The following is a 19,104-nucleotide window of genomic DNA, read 5'->3' on the forward strand; positions in this document are numbered from 1 at the left end:
GCTTTTTGATATGTAATTGTCAAGTTTTCATTTTATTAGATCAAATTTACGGATGGCTTATGACTTAAGGAGGGTGTAAAATAGACTTTATAAGGGGTTGATTTGGACAGTTGACTTGTTTAACTTTGTCATACAGATCCATAGTTATGAAACACCTCAGTATACTGGTGCCGGATGCCCAGGCTGGCCCTAATACTTTATCCTGCATAGTGGGGGCCTATCATATTTTTACAGAGGCCAATAAATATAGGAAACAACACAATCAGCCAGAGGTGTTCAGTATTGAACTGGCAGGGGTAGCCGGGCAATCGAGTTTTGTGAATGGTTTGCTGACCATTATGCCACAGGTGCATGTGGATACGATAGACAAAACCGATCTGATTATTATTCCTGCAATTGCCGCGGCCTTTAAGGAAGTGGAAGCGGGCAATGCCGTGCTGGTCGATTGGATACTTAAACAGTATAAAATAGGAGCTGAGGTTGCCAGCATGTGTACCGGAGCGTACATACTGGCTTCGACAGGCTTGCTGGATAAAAAGAGTTGCTCTATCCACTGGAATGCTGCTGCGAATTTCCGAATGCTATTTCCCCAGGTAAATTTAAAAGCTGAAAAACTGATTACAGATGAGGACGGTATTTATACCAATGGTGGGGGGTACTCGTTTTTGAACCTGTTGATTTACCTGGTTGAAAAATATTACGACCGGCAAACAGCGATTTATTGTTCCAAGATTTTTCAGATTGACATAGACCGGCAAACGCAATCTGACTTTGTCATTTTCAGAGGACAAAAGTCGCATGGAGATGAAGTGATCAGGCAGGCACAGGAATATATTGAAGCGAATTTTGCCGAGAAGCTTTCCGTTGAACAGCTTTCCGAAAGGTTTACTGTTGGACGGAGGAATTTTGACCGCCGCTTTATTAAAGCAACAGGTAATACGCCAGTAGAATACCAGCAGCGTGTAAAGATTGAGTCTGCAAAAAAGGCTTTGGAAACTTCGCGCAAAACGATCAACGAGGTAATGTACGAGGTGGGGTACGCGGATGTGAAGGCTTTCAGAGAAGTTTTTCGTAAAATTACCGGCATGTCGCCCCTTGAATATAAAAGCAAATACAATAAATCGCTGGGGAATTTTTAATTTCGTTGCATCGCCCGCGGGCGCAAACGATATACTATGAAAAACACATTGCTAATTGCCTTATTTACTTTTTTTGCACTTTCTGGCGTGAATGCGCAATCTAAATGGATTCCCGAAAATACCAAAACATTCGGCCTTGGCTACGTAGATCAGCTGCATTCCGAAATTTTGAAGGAGAACCGGGTCCTCAATATTTACCTGCCGGAAGACTATGATCCTAAAAAACAATATCCGGTGATTTACCTGCTGGACGGGGCCGCTGATGAAGATTTTATTCATGTAGTTGGTTTGGTACAATACAACACTTTTTCCTGGATCAGCAGGATTCCGCAGTCTGTAGTGGTAGGCATTGCCAATACCAACAGGCGCAGGGATTTTACTGCACCTTCTGCTCGGGAAAGTGATCAAAAGATCATCCCCCGGAATGGGGGAAGTGAAAAATTTATGGCTTTCCTCGAGAAGGAACTTCAGCCATTCATCGAAAAGAAGTATAGGACAACTTCCGATAAAACCATTATCGGACAGTCTTTAGGCGGCTTGCTGGCAACTGAAATATTGTTCACAAAACCTTCACTGTTCAATACTTACATCATTATCAGTCCGAGTTTATGGTGGAAAGACGGCGCTTTGCTAAAGGGCAGTCCCGCGATTTTGAAAGCGGATTATGCCATTCCAACGAAAATCTATATTGGTGTAGGAAAAGAAGGTGCTATCGACGGTTCAAAAAATCACATCATGGAAGATGATGCCAGGCTGCTGGCCGATAAAATAAAGCGGGGGCAGTCTAAAAACCTGAAAGTGTATTTTGATTACCTGCCCGAAGAGGACCATGCTACGGCAGGCCATCCGGCATTGTTTAATGCATTCCGTCTTTTATATCCAAAAAAACAATAAGGTTTAAAACAATTTGACTTTTATTGGGTATATTAAGTAATTAATTAACCGATTGTTCAATAATTAACTTTATGATGAAAAACACCCCCCTCTACCTTGCGTTTATGGCCTTGCCGTTGTTATTCAGCTGCAGTGGCAATAGTAATACAGAACAGAAAGGCGATTTAGCCGATGCGGATTCGGTGATCAGTAAACAGTGTTTTGTTGCTGCCGACGGAAAAGACACTGCGAATCTGTTGGTAAATACAAAAGGAAGTGGAAAGGTAAGCGGCCATCTGACCATTAATTATGCAGAAAAAGGGAAGAATGACGGGGAAATAGAGGGTAAATTTAGTGGCGATACCTTATTTGTTGATTATACTTTTAAAATAGGTGAGACCAACAAGACCGTTTACAAAAACCCGCTTGCTTTACTGAAGAAAGACGGTAAAATGGTGCTTGGCGTTGGGCAGATAGAAACGACTATGGGCAGGTCTTATTTTGTTAAGGGGAAACCCATCAGCTTTGACAAAGGCCGGTTTATCTTTAGTCCTGCAGAGTGTAAGGAATAAGGATTTATTTTTTATGTTGCTTTACAGACCAGTTGATGCCCTGTTGAAGCAGCTTCCTGAAATTGGGATTTGCAAAAGCCTCCGGCCCGTGACCTGGTTGGATAAACAAGACATCAGTGTTGCCGTAGTGATTGGTCCAGGCAATATACCTGGAACTGCCGGGGTGGCTGGTGCTCAACAAAGGTTTAATGCCTGGTTGAGTACCAAACTTGCCGTACACCTCATCAAATATTTCAAAATCGTTAATGCCCCTGGTTACAGGATGGCGCTTGTTTTCTATTTTTACCGGAATGGTGACATCGTGCTGGTAGGTGGATTGAAGCGTATCGCCATTAACGACGGTAGCTTTTTCATAGTATTTTCCGCCAATGATGTGTTGAAATTCATCCCAGTCCTGATAGGAGACCAGTGCATGGTGAAGGAATATCATAGCTTTGCCTTTTTGCAGCAACCGCAGGTAAGCCTGCTTTTGCTGTTCGGTAATGCTGTTGTACATATCGTAAAAGACCAGGGCATCATAGCGGGCTACACCCTCGCTGGCGATCAATTCGTTGGCTTTGGGCTGTTCAAGTTTGTCGTAGCTAAAGTTTAGGTCGTCAAACATCTGATAAAAGGGTGCCTGCTTAAAGCCATGGCCTCCCGTAACAATCAGCAGGTGTGTTTTTTTTTGAGCAAAGGCTGTAATACTGAATAGCCAGAATAATAGGATTAACCTGATAGTCTTCATTGCATTAAATTTTAATGAAGATAAGCTTTCTATTTGTGATTTAACAGAAGGGCGGCCGCTTGCCGACCTGAAAATTTTGTTTTATAGAGCACAAACAATACGGTTGCCAGCAGGCCGATCATTCCGGATAGGCAAACCGCCAGTCGTGGGCCGAAAGCATGTGCTGTCCAGCCGATCAGGAGGCTCCCGATAGGGATCATGCCCTGGTAGGCCATTACGTAATAGCTGATGGCTCTGCCTCTCATTTCGGGAATCGCATGTGTTTGAATATAGGTATTGATGGATGAGGTCTGTGCCATCATGCCAAGTCCGCTTAATCCCATAAACACAAGTGCCAATGGCAAAATGCCCGACCAGGAGAGCAGCATCAGGCTGACGCCAAATATGGCACTGGCGACAATGGTGATCTTCATGATAGGCTTGGCTGATTTCAGGTTGGCCAGGTACATGGCCGCAACAACGGAACCTAAGCCGGCTGAACTCTCAAACCAGCTGAAGGTACCGGCATCGCCATGAAAAAGGTCCTTGGCAAAAATGGGCATCAGGGTGTTGAATGGAATGACAAACAGACTGCTGATTCCGATCATTACAATCATGCTGCTCAGGTCTTTATCCCCGGAAATGTATTTGAAGCCCTCCTCAAGCTCTGCCCAGATACTTTTTTGACCATGAGGCAATACCCTGATGTTGAGTTTCATCATCATCAGGCAGATGAGTACAGGTATATAACTTACAAAATTTCCGATAAAACAAAAATCTTCACCCAGGGTACTGAGGATTACACCGGCAATGGCCGGGCCCATAATGCGGGCAAGATTGGCCATGGTAGAGTTCAGGGCAATCGCATTGGGCAGATCATCTTTATCTTCCACCATTTCTACCATCAGGGATTGTCGGCAGGTGACATCAAAGGCGTTGATGATCCCCTGAATAAGGCTTAGGGCAATAATGAGTGGAATGTTGTAGAACTTAAAGAATATCAGGAGGGCAAGGGCGCCAGCCTGCAGCATGGAAATGACCTGGGTGATCAGCAGAATTTTATAACGGTTATGCCTGTCTATTAAGCTGCCTGCGTAGGGCGACAACAAGAGCGAGGGTATTAAGCTTACAAAACCCACCAGTCCCAGCATCATAGCCGAATCTGTTAATCTGTACACCAGCCAGCTTACCGCAGTTTTCTGCATCCATGTGCCAATGAGCGAAATGGATTGTCCGTAAAAGAAGAGTTGAAAATTGCGGTACTTTAATGATCTGAACATAGGTGTCTTTTGTTTTTAATGATGTGCCACAAATTTCGGGATTCGATTTAAATAGATAAAATTGATTGTTTTAATGATATTGATTAGTTTTAACGATTGATAGTTGCCGCTATATGGAAATCAGACAAATCAATTATTTCATTAAAGCTGCCGAACTGCTACACTTTACCGAAGCCGCTGCAGCATGCTTTGTTACACAGTCTACCTTGTCGCAGCAGATCAAGCAACTTGAACAGGAACTGGGAATGTTGCTGTTTGATAGAATAGGTAAACATGTGAGGCTAACAGAAGCCGGAAGTGTTTTTCTCCATCACGCCCGGCAAATCATATTGAGCGTAAATAAATCGAAACAGGCAGTTTTTGAATTGAACAACCTGGTTATCGGTGAATTGAGAATAGGGGTAACCTCTGCCTTTAGTTCGGTATTGCTGCCTGCTCTGGCACCTTTTTCTTCAAAATACCCGGGAATTAAGATCGTTGTCGAATATGGAACAGCGGCCGAACTGGAGCAAAAACTGAAGCAGGCTGAGCTGGATGTGCTTCTTGCCTTTCATGAACAGACGGATAGTGATCGGACCAGTCTGGAGATGGAGCATCTTTTTTCATCCAGGATAATGATGGTGGTATCTAAACGTCATCCATTGGCTGCCCTTAAAAAGATATCTCTGGCCAACCTCGCTAAAATAGAACTGTGTTTACCTAGCAAAGGGTTTAGTTCCAGGGATCTGCTGGATGAGTTGTTCCATAAAGCAAACCTTTCACCACTAATAAAAATCGAACTCAACAATATACACTCCCTGCTTTCACTGGTGGATGAAGGGAACTGGGCTACCATTCTTAACGAGAAGGCCCTTATTACCTGGGAGAACCTGGTGGCTGTCCCGATATCGGGCAAGGAATATTACAAACAGGCCTTTATATTATGGCAGAAAGGTGGGTACCGCAAAAAATCAGCTACCTTATTTGTGAACGAATTGATTAAAACCCTGCTCGGATAGCCGGTAATGTTGCAGGTGAATTGCCCCATTTATCATTGAAATAAATGATGTTTTCGGTACTCAGGGCTGATGCATCCTTTAGTTTTATTACTGTGTTGTTGTCGCTGGCGCGGACAACCTTCAATGAAGATAGGTTTGCCCCGACAACATCATCCAGAAAAATGGCGTACCTGCTATCGCGCTTTTCGTAGTTGAAAGTACTGTTCTTAACGGTAAGGTCTTTTACATGCCTTGCCCAGATACCATAAGAGGGTTGAACCTTAAGGTTGGAAACATTGTACTGCCCCACGCCTAGCTCTGGTGCCAGGTTTGCTGTATCGGCTACAGCATTACCGCCCTTTACCAGTACATGTACATCATTAAAGCTGATATTGGTGATATAACCGGTATGCAGGCCGTTGGGTAGTTTAAAATCCAGTCCCCCGTTTACTGTTTCGGTATCCGGGAGTTTATATCCTGCAATAATAGGAGTGGCCTTATCCTGGGTGCCGTTGTAGGCCTTCCAACGTTCGTTTTTTCCGCCATAAGAACTTCCTCCATACACTTCGTAGATGTCTATTCCATTAAGGATAATATTTTCTACTTTTCCAATATTTACATTTTTAATCAGCAGTTCATCGTGCTGGACCCCATTTTCAATAAACTTATACCTGCCAGCAGAAGCCCCAAGAATGCGTGCCCTGTTGGATATGGAAATAAAAAAGGGCGCTCTGGTGCGGTACATCTTAGACCGGGAATGCAGCTTTCCGGTATGCCCGCAGTTCAGGTGAATGTCGCTGATATGTGCACCGTCGTTCGTGGAAATGGAGAACCCGGCCTTATTTGCGCCAAGTACATAAATGTTGTCTACACAGATGTCTTTAATGTCATCTGCGGTTTCCGATCCAATCTGGAACAGATTACAATTGGTATCCCCTATGATGTTCCTGACCTTGTAATTACGGGCTGGTCGGGTAAAACCCAGGGCGCAGTCAGAGCCTGGCTTAATGATGTCATCAGAGCTTACTTTTGAATAGATATTGGTTGCTGTTACATGATTACAACCCATAAAGTCGTAAATGTCGCGTGCGCTGGATTGGTTTTCTTTAGCGAAATAAGTATTGTGAACGTTGATGTGATCTGTGCCGGTTGCAAGCAGTACAAAGTGGCCCGCACGATCGATGTGCAGCATGTTGTCTACGTTGAACTGCCTGGAGCCATCTTTGCCAATATAGTAGGGCTCGTCCTTTTCGGGATCATACCATAGGTCCTCAGCGCGGTAAAGGCCGCCAATTTCCAGGTTGGTGCAAAGTTTCAGGCTAAACATTTTATCTGCCCGGTTGTCAGGGGCATTGTTCATGACCTTATCACTCGTCACCAGATTTCCATTTCCCGTGATCAATCCATTGCCTATAATTTTGATGTTGTCCAGTCTTTCTCCAAAAAACATAGCGTTCCGGAAGTAATGATGCCCCACATCCTGTTTGGTCAGATAGTTTTCCGGATCTGCATAGGGGCCTGCATCTGTGGGTGAAAGCCCTGAGCGGTATTTTTTATCACTAAACCAGGTTAGTTCCGGCGCATCAGCGCCTTTAATGGCCCTGATGGTGGCCCCCTTAGCTAAAAAAAGGTAAACGTTGCTTTTCAGGTGGACAGTTCTTACGTTATAGATACCCGGACTAAAAAGCAGTGTGCCACCACCCATTTCATTTAATGAGGCTATGGCCACATTTATTCCCGCTGTCTCATCTTGTTTTCCATCACCCCTCACCCCAAAGCCTTTCACGTCCATTTTTCCAGAAAAGTACTTCAGTACATTGGAAAAACCTTTGTTTGGTCCTTCTGCTACCCTCAGTTTAAAATGATACATTTTATTGCTTTGCAGGCCGGTAACAGTAGCCTTTGAATTTTTAGGATCTATAACAGCCTTTGAAGCCTTCCAGGTTTTGCCATCATCGGAGGATTGCATTAACGCCAGTCTACTGATATTATCGTTAGCGCCCCAGGTAAAATTTACACTGGTATAGTTTTCAGGAATATCTTTATACTGAATATCTTTATACAATACGCGTTCAAAATCGCTCATTTGATTGGTAACAGTGAGTACAGCCGTTTCGGCACCGATGCCGGCACTATGTAGAATTTCTGGTTTTGAGGTGGTGTAATCTGCTTTAAAGGAATATAAACCGGCTTTATCCAGTTTTACATCGCTGATAACGATCTTCAGATCGTGTCCGTTGGCTGGCCTGAAATCAAGATTGTCAAAGGTAAGGACCGTACTGCTGTTATCCTGTTTGGTGATGCGTACATTACCTACTTTTGAATAAGAATAGTTGCCACCTACGCGACCAATGGACTGCGACGACAGGTCTTTTAACTTCACATCACCGCGTCCAATGACATTTACCGTCGTATTGTCCATCGTTACATTTATCCCTGCAGGCAAAAATACCCTGACAGTCGCATCAGGTGTTCGTTGTCCGGCACTGAAATAAAGTGTTAGTTTGCCTTTGCTGTTTACAGTGGCTTGCTGGTGCTGCAGATTGAGCTGTCCGCCTACCGCCATAGGTTTTAACAGGATAAAATATTTTTTGCTTTGCTGCCCATCCACAGAAGTGACGATGAGTTGATCGCCGCTGACCAGGGGTCCATCTGTTTTAACATTGCCGTTCTTATCGGTTACCCTATATTTTTGCGGTGATCCATCTTTTGAGCGGATTTGCTGCGGGAGTTGCTGTACATCAATTGTGGTAGCAACCAATCCTTTGTCTTCCGGTGTGTCCACCGTAAAACAGTAAGTGGTTCCGGAAACGAGCACAAGTGTATCATTTGCGATCCTGACAATATGGGTTGCGTTTTTGCTGATCTCTATAGTTGCAACGGGGTTTGTGGCAGGAGTGGCAGCGGCCGAAAAGCAGACCGTACACATCAGCAGTATAAAAAATAAAGGTTTTAGCCTGGTCATAAGCATATAAATGGTTGTTAAAAATCGGCATTAAATAGTAAATTTTTATGGCCAGGTATTCAGCTATTCTGGCTTTTATTGCTTTGACCTTTAGCTGTTTTGGACAGCATTTACATTAAAATTACATCTAAGTAATGTCCAAAAACCTATATTTACTGATGATGAAGAAGATTCTTTCTATTGACGGCGGCGGAATAAGGGGAGTGATACCCGGGATGATATTGGTAGCGCTTGAAGAGAAATTAAAGCGCGAAAGTAAAAACCCGGATGCTGCTATTGTCGATTATTTTGATTTTTTTGCGGGCACCAGTACGGGTGGAATTCTTACCTGTTTGTTGTTATGTCCTTCTGAAGAAAATCCGGGAAGGCCCCGTTTCTCGGCGCGTGAAGCGCTTGATCTGTACCTTAAGCATGGGAATGAGATTTTCAAAATGAGTTTCTTTAAACGGATAAGGGCGAAATTCGGGCTTGCGGGCGAGCGGTACAACAGTGCGATTTTTGAGGGGGTATTAAAAAATTACTTTCAGGATACCCGGCTTAGTCAGCTCATCAAACCCTGTATCATCAGTGCCTACAATATTGAACTGCGGAAAACACACTTCTTCAGGCAGCAGAGTGCCATTGCAAGAGGTGACGCGCGGGACTTTTACCTGAGAGATGTGTGCCGCGCCACTTCTGCAGCCCCTACTTATTTCAGCGTTGCGGAGATCCATTCAATGGCTAATGTACGTTACCCTCTGCTGGATGGAGGGGTGTTTGCGACCAATCCGGCTTTAAGTGGACTGATTGAGGTGACCAAAGCATTTAACCAGACCCGGATTAATGATATTTTATTGGTTTCACTGGGAACGGGGCGTTCCCGCAGATCTTATGATTATGAGCACTTTAAAAAAAGCAGTGCTATGGCCATTGTGCCTGCAATTCTGGATATCATGATGAGCGGTGTTGCAGAAACGAGTGATTTCTTTTTACAGCAGCTGTTCCACTCGGCCGGGAAGGCAGAAAACTATATCCGCATAGAGCCGAATAGCCTTGAAAGTATTAAAGAAGGCCTGGATGCCGCCAATCCTGCAAACATAGAAAAGCTGGTGGCACTGGGCGACAGGACGGTTAGCGAGAATGAAGTCCGGTTAACACTGCTGGCAAGACTGCTTATCGCCGAGCATAAGCAGGGGGCCACCAAACCCTGGGATTTCCTCAAAGCAGTAAGATCACTGGGCTCCTTTTAGGGCTTGCCCGATTTGTAGCATGTTTTTTGTCGTTGTAAAATGTGAAGGTTTAAAATACGATTCGCATAAAGGCGTTTCATAAGGAAGAAAGATGAATGCTATACCCCGTAAAAGTTTTTTCAAGGCAGTTAAAGGAAAGATCATCATAGCGCTGTTGCTTGCATGCTTTGCCTTGTTTATGGCCTGGGGGGTAAGTAAAGTAGCTTTTAAAGAGATGTTAACAACTGTTGAAAACATCTCTGCACCCAGCGAAAGGCTCAGGATTGTAAATGCTATATCCAGGAAAATCAGCAGCCTGGATCAGCTTCAAAAAAAACAGGCTTTTAATGACCCTGGTAATTATGGCAAACTTTTTAAGGAATCGAGGCAATTGAGGCTGGTGCTGGACACACTGGGTACGCTGTACCGGGATGACTCTTTGCAGCTTGCACGGATTTTAACCATCAAAAAATTACTTACCGAAAGGGATAAACAGTTTATTAACTACCTTAAAGTCAGGGAACGGCTGGTAAACAATAAAGCTTTCTCTGCCCAGGTTAAGAACCTGAATTTACTTGTTTCGAAGGGCTCTGAACCAACCGACAGTACGATTGTTGCTACTGAAGAGAAAACTTCTACAACGACCATCTATCCGACAGAAGAACGGCCAAGAAGTTTTCTCAGCAAGATTTTTGGCCGCAGAAAGAACAACGACAATTCTTTTAAGATCGTCAATGAAGAAAAGGTAAAACGGGATACCATAGCTTTGTCTGCAGAGGAACGCATGGCCAAAAACCTTGGCGAGTCTTTGAAGGTGATTGAAAAGGAACAACGCATTAAGAATACCAGCTTTTTAAACCGGGAGGCCATGCTTGCCAATGCAAATAACCAGCTGATCAGTCAGATGCTGGATGTATTGCGCAAAGTGGAAAGCGAGGTAGTCGCTCAGATAGAGCTGAATGGTATGCAGGCAAAAAATGTGGTAAACACAGGAATAAATACCATTAGTATCATTATGCTTGTGTTTTTTTTGCTTACCGTATTGCTGCTGTATTTCATTCTAACCGATATTACAAGAAGCAATCAGTATCGGAACGAACTGGAACAGGCGAAAGACGAGGCGGAATATCACAGCATGGCCAAGCAACGCTTCCTTTCTAATATGAGCCATGAAATCAGAACCCCGCTGCAATCTATTATCGGTTATTCGGAGTTGATCAGAAAGCAGGACCACCCGCAAAAAAAGGATGTAGATGCAATTTACCATTCTTCAGAACACTTGCTGCAGATTGTGAATGAAGTACTGGATTACAACAGGATCATCTCCGGCAGGTTTACCTTTTCAGAAAAGGTTTTTGATATGGAGCAGCTGCTGGAGGAGGTTGTTTCGGTAATCCGGCCCCAGGCAGAATCGAAGACGTTGGAACTGTATACTGATTTTGTGCTTGACGGGCAAAAATATATGAAAGGGGATCCTTTCCGGTTGAAACAGATCCTTTACAACCTGCTTGGCAATGCCATCAAATTTACCCCGGCGGGAAAGGTTACCCTGTCTGTTTTTTACAAGCGTCAGGGAGAGCGTTTGCATTTCAGCTTCATGGTTAAAGATACCGGGGTAGGGCTTACAGAAGCAGAAAGTAAGCTCATTTTCAATGAGTTTGAACAGGTTGATAGTGATGAAAATGAAGAGGTGAACAAGACAGGTGCAGGCTTGGGACTCACGATCATTAAGGCACTCATTGAAAACCAGGGGGGAAGAATTTATGTTAAAAGCAAAAAGAATGAAGGAAGTGTATTTACAGTTTACCTGACATTTACCGTTGCCGAAGCGCCGGAATATGAAACGGCAAGTGTTTTAAAACCAGTATACACAGATAAGGTGTGGATAGTTGATGATGACCAGTTGATCCTGGATCTTTGTGAGTTGATCCTTCAACAACATGAAATTGCTGCGCGTGTTTTTAACTCACCCTCCCAGCTGTTGAATGCCGAATGGGACAGGAACGTGAAATACATACTGATGGACATGCGCATGCCTGAAATGACAGGTATAAAACTCTGTAAGTTAATGAGGGAACGGGTAGGCAAAGGCGTAAAGATCTTTGCCATGACGGCACAGGTTTTGCCAGATGAACGGGAGTTTCTTCTCGGTAATGGGTTCGATGGGCTGTTGATGAAGCCTTTTAAGGAAAATGAGCTTTTGGCTGTGTTTCAGCAGAAAGACGAATCACTACAAGCGTTGGGAATAGAGCTTGACCTCCGCGGATTAAAGAAAATGACCTTTGACGATGAAGTTCAGCTGAACAGGATATTGCTGCGGTTTTCTGAAGACTGTATGGCAGATAGTGAAGCGGTAAGTGAAGCCTTGACAAATGATGATAAGGCTACCTTAAGCCTGATTGTCCATCGCCTTGCTGGCAGGATTGCCCAGGTCGGGTCAAAAAAGCTGGCTGCTGAATTCCGGCTGATGGAAATCGCACTTTCAGGAGATGGGGCCATAGATCTGCACCAGAAAAACAAAGTGCTGGGGTTATTGCAGCAACTGAACCAGCTATTGAACCTGGTAAGGCAGCAGGCTTCAGCTTACTCTATATCGTAGCGCTCCATTTTGCTGTATAGAGTTTTCCGGTCGATATTCAGGAGCTTAGCGGCTTTAGATTTATTGTATTTAACTTTTACCAGGGTTTCAATAATGATGGCCTTCTCGTTAATTTCATTGATCGCTTTCAGGTCAGATGTTTGAAGCCTTGGGGCCTGGTTTACAGAAATGATCATCTCTTCTGGCAGGGAATCAAGTTCAGCAGTTTCTCCGGGCGTCAATAGTACCATGCGTTTGATCACATTTTTTAATTCACGCAGGTTTCCGGGCCAGTCGTATTGCAATAACAGGTCTTTAGCCTGCGCCGAAATGTTCTTTACATTCCTGTCCAATTCTTCATTGGAAAGATTTATGAAATGGCTAATGAAAAGTTCGATGTCTTTCCCTCTTTCCCTGAGGGCAGGGAGTTGAATTTTGAATTCGTTGAGCCGATGGTAAAGGTCTTCCCTGAATGTACCGTTAGCGACGCTGTTTTTTAGGTCGTCGTTAGTGGCAGTAATGATCCTGACATCTACTTTAATAGTTTTCGTACTGCCCAGGGGTTGCACAGTTCTTTCTTGCAGGGCCCGCAGCATTTTTACCTGGACTTCATAGCTGAGGTTTCCAACTTCATCGAGGAACAGTGTCCCTCCATCTGCAGCCTCAAATTGCCCTTTTTTGTCAGTCAGCGCTCCGGTAAAGGCTCCTTTTGCATGACCAAACAGTTCGCTGGCAGCAAGTTCTTTAGACAGGGCACCGCAGTCTATGGCAACAAAAGGTTTGTTGCTCCGCTTGCTCTGCATGTGTAATGCCCTGGCTGCATATTCTTTTCCAGTACCACTCTCTCCCTGAATAATTACCGACATGTCGGTAGGAGCTACCAGATTAATGTGTTCATATAACTTATCTGCGGTTGCGCTTTTGCCCTTTATGGCATCGTCATGTTCTATTGATTTGCTGGTGTGGCCCTTTTCTTTTTTGCGCAATGCATTTTTGATGATCATCAGGAGCTCATCAGGATTAACGGGTTTGGTAATGTAGTCGAAAGCACCCAATTGTATCGACTTTACGGCAGTCCTGACATCGTTAAAGCTGGTCATGATAATCACCGGCTGCTGCATTCCCTGCTCAAGGAGGTGAGCAAGAATGTCCAATCCTGTTCCGTCAGGCAAACGATAATCTATCAGTAACAGATCAAAGCCCTGCTGCCCGATTATCTTAAAAGTTTTCTTTACATCATTCACAACATGGGTTTCATGCCCATATTTGGTCAGAAAGCCTTCAAGTACCTGGGAAAAAGTGGAATCGTCTTCAATGATCAGTATTTTTGCCATAGGGATTTTCGCTGTAGATATAGCAAAAATACAAAAGCCGGAACGAAATCCGGCTTTTGCAAGGTGAAATTGTTATTATTATTAGGGATATAGGGCTATTCTATCACTACGCCATCTTTACCTATTTTTAAAGAGGCTGTTTCTTCTTGTTTTTTAACATCTACCTGATAATATTCCGATTTATCAGCTTTTGTTACCAAAAATGCTGCGGTAGGAATCCATTCTTTATACTTATCTGATCCCAGCGTAGTTTTAACCGCGTCCGGTAGGTCCTTCACTTCAACAGGTGTTTTAGTTACACTGTCTTGCTGAGCGGTAATGGCAACCGGAACTTTAACGTCATTCGCTTTTACTGTTGTTAATCCTGCAAAGGCAAGGATAGCTGCTGATAAAATGATCTTTTTCATAATTATAATTTTAAATTTTTGTTCTGATTAATTACGGTTAGGTATAGTGCATAATGATGCCACAATATTTGGTATGTTGTAAATAATTGTGATTCAGTTTGTTGTATTGTTTTGTGTTTTTTGATGTTGTTGACTTATTCCACAATATGTGGCTATAGTATTCATGCTGTGTTCAGGGAATAGAGGAAGTTATAACAGATGAAAAATGGATACAATATAAAGCAGACCTTTGCTCGCTACAGTTTGTAAAGCAAAACCTTTACAAATACATAAATCTTTTCTTAGCTTTGCTAATATGCTGTCTAAGAAAACGAAATATGCAATAAAGGCACTGGTTGCTCTTGGCAAAAACAGAGAGAACCCTCCAATGCAAATAGTGAGGCTGGCAGAGCAGGAAATGATACCCAGAAAATTTCTGGAGCAGATCCTGCTGGATATGCGTAATGCTGGTTATTTGTATAGCAAAAAGGGAGCGGGTGGAGGATATAGCTTAAACAAGGACCCGAATGACATTTACCTGGCCGATATCCTTCGGATTACCGATGGGCCTATTGCTATGGTTCCCTGCGCAAGCCTTAAGTTTTACCGCAAATGCGATGAATGCCATGACGAGGTAACCTGTGGTATCCGTAAAACTTTTATCGATGTAAGAGATGCTACACTAAAGGTGCTGGCACAGACCTCAATTGCAGACGTGATTGCCAGGGAAACTGACGATAAAATAGTTCATTAAAATTTACAGGTAATTTTTTTGATATCAAAACCAGGGTGTACCCCTGGTTTTTTGTTTGTGGTGAGATTGACCTATAACATATTACAATCTTGGTCTTATAATTGATTAACTTTGATCAAAATTTAATGTATATGAATAAGAATAAAATGAATTTTTTCTGCAGCAGGGGGGTATATCTGGGGTTGCTGACAGCATTGCCTTTTATATCATTTGCACAGAAACCAAACTGGCAGAACCTTGATTTAAAAGTAGATTCTACATTTGGTATAAGTACCGAAAAAGCTTATAATGAATTGCTCAAAGGTAAAAAATCTGTTCCTGTAATAGTGGCCGTATTGGATGGTGGCGTAGATATCGCACATGAGGACCTGAAAGCCCTGATATGGGTAAATAAGAAAGAAAAGGCAGGTAACGGTAAGGACGATGATAAAAACGGTTATATAGACGATGTAAATGGCTGGAATTTTTTAGGTTCATCAAAAGGTTCTGTTAACTATGAAACCCTTGAACTTACGCGTTTGGTAAAAAGGGACAATGCCAGATTTGCCAATGCCGATGCTACTTCGGTAAAAGCGAGTGACCTTACTGCATTTGAAGCCTATCAAAAAAACAAAGCTGCTTTGGAACAGGAACTTGCAGAAGCAAAAACCGGTCTTGAGCGTTTCTCAGGAATAAAATCGGCTATTGATGCGGTAGTAAAGAAAATTGGTAAGGAAAATCCTACGGTAGCTGATTTTCAGGCATTCAAGCCTGAAAATGATATGGAAACCAATATCCAGCGGATTATGGTTAGCCAATTAAAAAACAGCAGCTATGATGAGTTTTACAATAGCCAGATCCTCCCGGGTTTTGAGCATTTTAAAAACCAGGTTGAATATAACTTAAATGTTGATTATGATCCCCGTGCTATTGTTGGGGATGATCCTAACAACAGTAAGGAACGTTTTTATGGAAACAATGATGTGACTGGCCCGGATGCTAAACACGGGTCTCATGTTGCGGGTATCATTGGCGCAGTACGAACCAATGATATTGGTATCAAAGGTGTTGCAGACAATGTTGTTATTATGGGTGTGCGCAGCACACCAAATGGTGATGAGCGGGATAAGGATGTGGCAAACTCCATCCGTTATGCTGTTGACAACGGAGCCAAAGTGATCAATATGAGTTTTGGAAAATCTTATTCCTGGGATAAAACCATTGTTGACGAAGCAGTGAAGTATGCAGTTTCTAAAGATGTTTTGCTGGTACATGCTGCGGGTAACGATAATAAAGATTTGGAGGTTGAGCCTAATTTTCCTGATCCTGACTATGTAGGTGGGGGTAAAGCTGCTTCCTGGATTACGGTTGGTGCTTCAGGCTGGACAAACGATGGAAAGATAAAAGCTAATTTTTCCAACTATGGAAAAACCAAAGTGGATGTTTTTGCACCTGGTGTAAACATCAATTCAACTGTTCCCGGGTCAAAGTATGAAAAATTGAATGGAACAAGTATGGCTGCTCCTGTTGTTGCCGGCTTAGCTGCATTGATCCGTTCCTACTATCCAAAGTTAACTGCTTTACAGGTTAAGGATATCATTATGAAATCCGTAGTGAAGGTAAACCAATCGGTAGAAGTTGAAAGCGAGTCAGGTGTTAAAACCATTCCTTTTGCAGATCTATGTGTAACCGGCGGAATTGTAAATGCCTATAATGCATTACAACTTGCAGCCGAATATAAAAAATAGCAGTAAGGTTAACTGATAAAAAGACCCCTTGACAAACTAGAGGGGTCTTTTTATGTTAATGATGTTTGAAATCTGTGAATTCCTTTGGTAGTGTGAATAGGGTAGTAGGAATATTTTTCTCTTCCATAAAGCAAAGCCGCTCGTACTTGTACTCATTTACCTTGGCAATGTAGTTCAGATCGGAATAGATAGATATGATCAGATTGTACATCAACAGGCAGTTTAAGTTCAGATCATTTCTTTTAAACAATTGTATGCACTCTTCGCAATACTGACACGCTTTGGTGTACTCTCCCTTATTTTTAAGCTGGTAGGCCTGGGTCATTTTTAGGAGAGACTCGGCATATTGCGTGATTTTAAAACGCGATTTGTGTTCATGCAGGTTAGAAAGAATCCTTTCAAGCCGATCGGCTTCTTTGCCGGGGCAGGACTGGGCCAGTGATAGCGCCTTAAGGTTCATGATCAAAATGGTAAAGGCAGACCTTTTCGAAAATTCAGCCGGATGTAATTTGATAATGGTATCGATCAATCGAATGTTTCCTTCATCCGATCCATAAAACATGTTTAACGTTATGGTCGATAAATAAATAATACCTTGTCTGGTGTCAAGTGGGGTTCCAGGCTTAAAAAATGGATATTTAAAATTCTCTAGTCCCGTAATCAGTTCATTTCTTTCGATGGGCTTGCCGGTGATTTTTGAATGCGCCAACAAGGTGATTTCGTAAGGGTCTACCTGCCAGCCAGAGGCATCAAAGCCTTCAAGCAACTGGAACCGGTTGCTTATTGCAGATTGATTCAGGCTCTGAATGTCCAGTATGGCAAGAATGGCGTGGTAGGTTAAACTGTGTTTTTCTGAATCAGCGATTTCCAGTAAAACACTTATGGCCTCTTTGTAGCCTGAATCCACAAAATCAAAATTGATCAGTTCCCCGATAATGGTTTCGTGCAAATCATGCTCTTTCAACAGCTGGACCGTATCGGTACTGTAGCGGGCACGATATTTTAGGTTTTCCGCAATGAACAGGATTAAATAACCATGCTCGAAATGGTTCAATGGCAGATGGAATACATTGGCAAGGGATTTCAGGTCTCCGATCCGGACGATAAAACGTATTGTCCACTGCAGCAGCTGGAACCGGACCGCTTCAGTTTCATATTCATTCTGAATGTACTGGAAAAATTCCGTGTCGACCTGCAAATGGAATTTTTCGAGCAATTCGATGAATAGAAAATATTCAAATATATGTGGATGAATAAACCTGACAAATTCTCTTGGATGATAGTCTTCGTAACGTTTTTCTTCCATAAGAATCCCATCCGATAGCAGCTCCATATAAGCATTTTTAAAGGCAGACAGTTCGGCAATGAGGTTGTCTTTTGGAACTGAATTTCCTTTTTTGCCATAGCTGGTAAGCTGTATGACTTTTTTCAGGAACAGGATCTTTTCAGTATAGTAATTAGAACGGTAGATATTTTCCTGTATAAACCGGGATATCAGTTCATGAAAAGTAATATTGGTTGAATAGTTGAAGTCGGGGTCCTCTTCGCGCAGCTGGTAGTATAACTGTATATGGAAAGGGAATTTTAACTGGGCTTTTAGTTTTGGATTAATTTCCCTGATATCAATTCCATCTATCTTCGATATAATGAGGTCAACCTCTTTTTCGGTAAGAGAAGGTACATTAGATACATCGTTCACATTAAAGTAGTTCCCCGGGAACCATTTTGTTTTTAGATAAGCAGAATGCCTGATGAGTTCATAGAACCTGATCCAGGTGGTAGAACGCATCCCCATCACCAGTTTAATGGAGTCCATATTTTCTATAGCACACAGAAAATTGATGATACTGTCGAACAGCTGTTTTTTCAGGTCTTTCTTGAGGTTAAGCTCAGAGAAGCCATCAAGAAAGATGACAAACTTTCCTCCGGATTGTGCATAGTTATTGTCTATAAAACCTATGAGGTTCTCTTTTTTTGAAATGTTAAGCAATAATTTGAGCTGATCCTCAAAATTTAGAGAACCTTGTTCAGCATTAAAGAAGCTGTATGCCTGAATGAACAAAATGGTAGACTCTTTATAATGAGGTGTATCTTCAGTAAGTACTTTTTCGGCCAGGTGACTGAGCAGAATGGTTTTTCCATAACCTGGCTGAGAGATAAAAGCTGTAAAGCTATGTTTACTCTTAAAGAAGTCTTCAAAATCATGTTCGGCAAACTTCCTGCTGATGGTCATGTTATAAGGCATACCCGAACGGTTTTTTACACCCTTCAATGTGAAATCAGTGATTTTGTTTACCTTATTTCTAATTGCCGTCCAGCTTAGCGGAGTATTTTCTGCATTGATGTTTATTGCTGAGGGCCAATTTTCGAGGCTTTCACCACTAACATATTCAGATAGGGTGGTGATCGTGAATTTTGAGAAGTTGTGTTTTACAACTGCAAAACCAAATAACCTCTTAATGGTTGTTTCACTAACGTTCTTATTTAAAGTCTTGCTGATTTCAATGGATATCCTTTTACAATCAGCCGGAGTAATTGTCCTAATTCCTGTCTTAATTAGAATTAATCCTTTGAGTTCATTTAAGATAGATATTTCATCCATACA

Annotated in this window: 14 protein-coding genes; 8 read left to right on the forward strand and 6 right to left on the reverse strand. The window is 42.6% G+C overall.

The genetic code is table 11. The annotated features are described in order from the left end of the window. Positions 1-146 precede the first annotated feature (146 nt). The 3 genes from ABIE26_RS24420 (at position 147) to ABIE26_RS24430 (ending at position 2,584) form a co-directional block, all read left to right on the forward strand. Complete coding sequence (locus tag ABIE26_RS24420) at positions 147-1,139, forward strand: GlxA family transcriptional regulator (protein WP_310146366.1); 993 nt, start codon at positions 147-149, stop codon at positions 1,137-1,139. Between the two features lie 36 nt (positions 1,140-1,175). Continuing rightward, on the forward strand, positions 1,176-2,033 hold the full coding sequence (locus ABIE26_RS24425) for an alpha/beta hydrolase (RefSeq protein ID WP_310146368.1): 858 nt from the start codon (positions 1,176-1,178) through the stop codon (positions 2,031-2,033). A 71-nt stretch (positions 2,034-2,104) separates the two neighbouring features. Then, positions 2,105-2,584, forward strand: a complete 480-nt coding sequence (locus ABIE26_RS24430) for a hypothetical protein (protein WP_310146370.1) — start codon at positions 2,105-2,107, stop codon at positions 2,582-2,584. A gap of 4 nt (positions 2,585-2,588) precedes the next feature. On the opposite strand, the gene ABIE26_RS24435 is transcribed toward ABIE26_RS24430, so the two are convergent. Both ABIE26_RS24435 and ABIE26_RS24440 read right to left on the reverse strand, forming a co-directional pair. Next, positions 2,589-3,311: a ThuA domain-containing protein gene (locus ABIE26_RS24435; RefSeq protein ID WP_310146372.1), complete on the reverse strand. Its 723-nt coding sequence runs from the start codon at positions 3,309-3,311 to the stop codon at positions 2,589-2,591. Positions 3,312-3,340: 29 nt separating this feature from the next. Then, positions 3,341-4,570: an MFS transporter gene (locus ABIE26_RS24440; RefSeq protein ID WP_310146374.1), complete on the reverse strand. Its 1,230-nt coding sequence runs from the start codon at positions 4,568-4,570 to the stop codon at positions 3,341-3,343. 113 nt (positions 4,571-4,683) lie between these two features. Here ABIE26_RS24440 and ABIE26_RS24445 point away from each other — a divergent pair, with 113 nt between their 5' ends. Continuing rightward, the gene (locus ABIE26_RS24445) at positions 4,684-5,568 is read left to right on the forward strand and encodes a LysR substrate-binding domain-containing protein (RefSeq protein ID WP_310146376.1); all 885 of its coding nucleotides are present in this window, start codon (positions 4,684-4,686) and stop codon (positions 5,566-5,568) included. Here ABIE26_RS24445 and ABIE26_RS24450 read toward each other — a convergent pair. Further along, on the reverse strand, positions 5,549-8,518 hold the full coding sequence (locus tag ABIE26_RS24450; RefSeq protein WP_354376258.1) for an endopygalactorunase: 2,970 nt from the start codon (positions 8,516-8,518) through the stop codon (positions 5,549-5,551). The two genes, ABIE26_RS24445 and ABIE26_RS24450, sit on opposite strands and share 20 nt — an antisense overlap. Before the next feature lie 152 nt (positions 8,519-8,670). Between ABIE26_RS24450 and ABIE26_RS24455 the strand changes: the two genes are divergently transcribed. Continuing rightward, on the forward strand, positions 8,671-9,741 hold the full coding sequence (locus ABIE26_RS24455) for a patatin-like phospholipase family protein (RefSeq protein WP_310146379.1): 1,071 nt from the start codon (positions 8,671-8,673) through the stop codon (positions 9,739-9,741). Between the two features lie 91 nt (positions 9,742-9,832). After that, entirely contained in the window at positions 9,833-12,319 is a 2,487-nt protein-coding gene (locus ABIE26_RS24460; protein ID WP_310146382.1) for an ATP-binding protein, read from the forward strand. Here the strand turns inward: ABIE26_RS24460 and ABIE26_RS24465 are convergent. After that, positions 12,304-13,632, reverse strand: a complete 1,329-nt coding sequence (locus ABIE26_RS24465) for a sigma-54-dependent transcriptional regulator (RefSeq protein WP_310146384.1) — start codon at positions 13,630-13,632, stop codon at positions 12,304-12,306. The two genes, ABIE26_RS24460 and ABIE26_RS24465, sit on opposite strands and share 16 nt — an antisense overlap. A 95-nt stretch (positions 13,633-13,727) precedes the next feature. After that, the gene (locus tag ABIE26_RS24470; protein ID WP_310146386.1) at positions 13,728-14,039 is read right to left on the reverse strand and encodes a hypothetical protein; all 312 of its coding nucleotides are present in this window, start codon (positions 14,037-14,039) and stop codon (positions 13,728-13,730) included. A 295-nt stretch (positions 14,040-14,334) separates the two neighbouring features. Here ABIE26_RS24470 and ABIE26_RS24475 point away from each other — a divergent pair, with 295 nt between their 5' ends. Then, positions 14,335-14,772: an RrF2 family transcriptional regulator gene (locus tag ABIE26_RS24475; protein ID WP_310146388.1), complete on the forward strand. Its 438-nt coding sequence runs from the start codon at positions 14,335-14,337 to the stop codon at positions 14,770-14,772. Positions 14,773-14,903: 131 nt separating this feature from the next. Continuing rightward, positions 14,904-16,499, forward strand: a complete 1,596-nt coding sequence (locus ABIE26_RS24480; RefSeq protein WP_310146390.1) for a S8 family peptidase — start codon at positions 14,904-14,906, stop codon at positions 16,497-16,499. Positions 16,500-16,554: 55 nt separating this feature from the next. Here the strand turns inward: ABIE26_RS24480 and ABIE26_RS24485 are convergent, their stop codons facing one another. Then, positions 16,555-19,101, reverse strand: coding sequence for a hypothetical protein (locus tag ABIE26_RS24485; RefSeq protein ID WP_310146392.1), 2,547 nt, complete (start codon positions 19,099-19,101; stop codon positions 16,555-16,557). Positions 19,102-19,104 lie beyond the last annotated feature (3 nt).

Source organism: Pedobacter africanus, assembly GCF_040548825.1.
Classification (GTDB): domain Bacteria; phylum Bacteroidota; class Bacteroidia; order Sphingobacteriales; family Sphingobacteriaceae; genus Pedobacter; species Pedobacter africanus_A.